Annotated in this window: 2 protein-coding genes; both read right to left on the reverse strand. The window is 73.1% G+C overall.

Annotated elements, in window-relative coordinates; translation table 11 throughout:
• Nucleotides 1–12: 12 nt before the first annotated feature.
• Nucleotides 13–1,431 (reverse strand): alpha,alpha-trehalose-phosphate synthase (UDP-forming), encoded by a 1,419-nt coding sequence (locus tag GSF22_RS32825; RefSeq protein ID WP_208817797.1) that lies wholly within the window; start codon nt 1,429–1,431, stop codon nt 13–15.
• Nucleotides 1,432–1,709: 278 nt separating this feature from the next.
• A complete protein-coding gene (locus GSF22_RS32830; protein WP_208817798.1) occupies nt 1,710–2,546 on the reverse strand; it encodes a DUF308 domain-containing protein in 837 nt (278 codons plus the stop codon).

Below are 2,546 nucleotides of genomic sequence, written 5' to 3' on the forward strand. Positions count from 1 at the left end.
GGGCGGGACGGGTCAGCCCGGGGTGGTCACCCGGGTCAGCAGCGAGCCGGAGGAGTCCAGGGCGGCCAGGTAGGACCGGGCCCAGGCGTGGATGTCGTGCCGGCTGAGATGGGCCCGCATCGCGCGCATCCGGCCGGTCAGGTCGGCCGGATCGGCCTGGAGCGCGTCCATCAGGGTCAGCTTCAGTCCGTCCAGGTCGTGCGGGTTGACCAGGAACGCCTCCGGCAGTTCGGCGGCGGATCCGGCGAACTCGCTGAGCAGCAGCGCCCCGGTGTCGTCCACCCGGGCGGCGACGTACTCCTTGGCGACGAGGTTCATCCCGTCGCGCAGCGGGGTGACCGCCATGATGTCGGCCATCCGGTACAGCGCGGCCAGCTCGGCGCGGTCGAAGGGCTGGGTCAGGTAGTGGATGGCCGGCTCGCCCACCCGCCCGAACTCGCCGTTGATCCGGCCGACCTCCCGTTCGACCCGGTCCCGGAGCACCTGGTACTGGGCGACCCGTTCCCGGCTCGGTACCGCCACCTGCACCAGCACCGTGTCGCGTACCTTGACGTGTCCGTCGGCGATCAGTTCGCTGTACGCCTTGAGCCGCTGCTCGATGCCCTTGGTGTAGTCCATCCGGTCCACGCTGAGGATCACGTGCGTCGGGTCGCCGAGGTCCCGCCGCAGCCGGGCGGCCCGGGCCACCACGTCCGGTCGGGTGGCCAGGGCGGCCATCTCGGTGGTGTCGATGGAGACCGGGAACGCCCCGATCCGCACCTCCCGCCCGTCCAGGGCGATCCGGCGGTCGTCGGCCGGTACGTCGAGCACGTGCGCGACCAGTTGGGCGAAGTTGTGCGCGGCCTGGGCCCGCTGGAAACCGATCAGGTCGGCACCGAGCATCCCGCGCAGCAGTTCGGCCCGGCGGGGGAGCTGCATGAACAGCTCCGGCGGGGGGAAGGGCACGTGCAGGAAGAACCCGATCCGCAGGTCCGGTCGCAGTTCCCGGAGCAGACCGGGCACCAGTTGCAGGTGGTAGTCCTGCACCCAGACCACCGCACCCGGCTCGGCCGCGTCGGCGGCGGCCTCGGCGAACCGCCGGTTCACCCGCTGGTACGCCTCCCACCAGCGGCGGTGGTAGACGGGCTGCTCGACGGCGTCGTGGTAGAGCGGCCAGAGGGTGGCGTTGGCGAAACCCTCGTAGTGGTCCCGGACGTCCTCGGCGGTCAGCGGCACGGTGTGCATCCGTACGCCGTCCACGTCGGCGAGGCTGGGCGCCGGGCCGGTGCCACCGGCCCAGCCGACCCAGGTGGCGGGAGTCTGTCGGAGGAGCGGGTGGAGCGCACTGACCAGCCCACCGGGGCTGCGGCGCCATTCGCAGGCGCCGTCCGGCGCCACGCTGTCGTCGATGGGCAGGCGGTTGGCAACCACCACGAGAGAACTCTGTCGCATCCCGGGCATCTCGTTCCGCAAGCGGGGACCACCCTGGGCGAGGAAACCGGGCAGTCCGGGAGGGGAGTGACGTACAGCCGTATTCCTACTGACGGTAAGTTACACCAGTGTTACCGCCGGGGTGTGTCGGGCCCTTGTCCCGCGATGCGGTCCGGTGGCCCCCGGGAACGCCCGTGCGGGACCGGACGGTGGCCCGTCGGGAGCGCCCGTGCGGAGCCGGACGGTGGCCCCCGGGAACGCCCGTGCGGGACCGGACGGTGGACCGGTCGCTGTCCGGTTCAGACCACCGCGCCGTTGTCCGGGTCCTCGTCCTCCTCGTCCCCGGGGCGCAGCCGCCACACCAGGGTGACGAAACCGGAGAGAATGCCGGTGAACCCGAGCAGGGTGGCCACCGCCCGGTCCACCGGCAGCAGCTCGGGAAAGACGAAGAGCGCGAAGCCCACGGTGATCGCCAGGACACCGGCCACCGCGTACTTGGAGATCTGCGGCAGCGGCGGCGGGGGCGGCGGCGTGTAGCCCTCGTCCGGGTCGTCGGGCAGGTCGGCGCCGAAGGTGTCCAGCCCGTCGAGCAGCGAGCCGTCGGACCGGTCCCGACCGACCGAGACGCCGGAGATGTCGGCGGCGAACGGGAGCCGGCGTACGTCGGTGGTGGTGGCGCCACCCTCGTCGCCACCGCGCCCGGTCGACGGCGGCTCGGTGGCGGCGGGGCGGTCCGGGGTGATGTCCTCGGCGGTCGGCCACGGCACGGTCCCGCCGGCCGGGGCGGTGTGGTACCCGGCGACGATCCGGGCCCACTCGGCGTCGATGTCCGGCTCGGCGGGGGCGACCGGCTGCGGCGACCGGTCACCGTCGGCGAGTTGGCTGAGGTAGTCCCGGGCGGTGGTCAGGTGCGAACGGTCGACGTAGAGCCGGTCCACCGGCCGGGCCGGGACGGTGGTGGTGCGGGTCACCGGGTTCAGGTCGGCCGACGGCTGGAGGTACGCGGCGATCCCGCCGGCGGCGAGGACGTCCAGCAGGTGTTCACCGACCCGTGGGTCCACGTCACCGGCGACGGCGTACTCCGTCGCGTCGAGCCCGTTGTCCCGCCGACCCCGGCGTGCCCCACCCGCTGACAC

This window comes from Micromonospora echinofusca, from assembly GCF_017614955.1.
Classification (GTDB): Bacteria; Actinomycetota; Actinomycetes; order Mycobacteriales; family Micromonosporaceae; genus Micromonospora; species Micromonospora echinofusca_A.

Coding starts and splice junctions, on each gene's coding strand:
- GSF22_RS32825 (WP_208817797.1), bottom strand. CDS start 1,431: ATGCGACAGAGTTCTCTCGTGGTGGTTGCCAACCGCCTGCCCATCGAC.